2 protein-coding genes are annotated in these 679 nt (G+C 31.2%); both read right to left on the reverse strand.

What is annotated here, in order from left to right; genetic code table 11:
• Positions 1 to 424, reverse strand: a 424-nt coding sequence (locus ASV53_RS24350; RefSeq protein ID WP_141226329.1) for a hypothetical protein, incomplete at its 3' end; no start/stop codon positions are given.
• Positions 414 to 679 (reverse strand): polysaccharide biosynthesis C-terminal domain-containing protein (locus ASV53_RS24355; protein WP_141226330.1); only part of this gene is annotated, 266 nt, incomplete at its 5' end. The genes ASV53_RS24350 and ASV53_RS24355, both read right to left, overlap by 11 nt.

The following is a 679-nucleotide window of genomic DNA, read 5'->3' on the forward strand; positions in this document are numbered from 1 at the left end:
GATTAATATTAACATCATTACTGAACTTGGTTCTAATAAGATCAAACTCTGACTCTCTAAAATGCTCATCATATTTTAGGCGAATAATATTATGATCCAGTGTTCCTTTACTATGGAGGTACTCATACGTTTCATTAATACGTAGAAGCCTCCCTAATTTGTTAAAGTCAAAATTGCTTAAGCCATCAGTCAACTGAAAATAAGTTATAGCCCCCTCTAACTTATCTGTCTCTAGACTTTCAATTGCTAAATATTCATCATCAGGATGAGGAGCTAATATAGCAATCTTTTTCCCTTCAAGTTTATAATTGAGATCACTCAACTTATTTTTATTTACTCTTTTTTTATAGACCCGTAAAAGTATGCTCTTTGGTATTAATCTAAATATAAAATAATTCAAAGCCCCTATAATTCTAAGCAACATGCTTACCACTCCTCCGAACTAAAAGATAAGTTATAATTAACTGACCAAACAGTGACAAATATAAACCAGCCAATGCACCGTTGACTGAAAAATTCCAAATTAGAATTGCGTTAGTCGATAAAGAAAAAATCACAAGAATAAATAAGCTCCTAGCCAATGAAGATTCTTTCTTCATAGAGAACAACTTATCACTAAAAAATGTTACGGCTGACTTTATAATAACAGAAGGTAGCAAGAATATTAACACTTCTAAAA

It is taken from the genome of Photobacterium sanguinicancri, from assembly GCF_002265265.1.
Lineage (GTDB): Bacteria > Pseudomonadota > Gammaproteobacteria > Enterobacterales > Vibrionaceae > Photobacterium > Photobacterium sanguinicancri.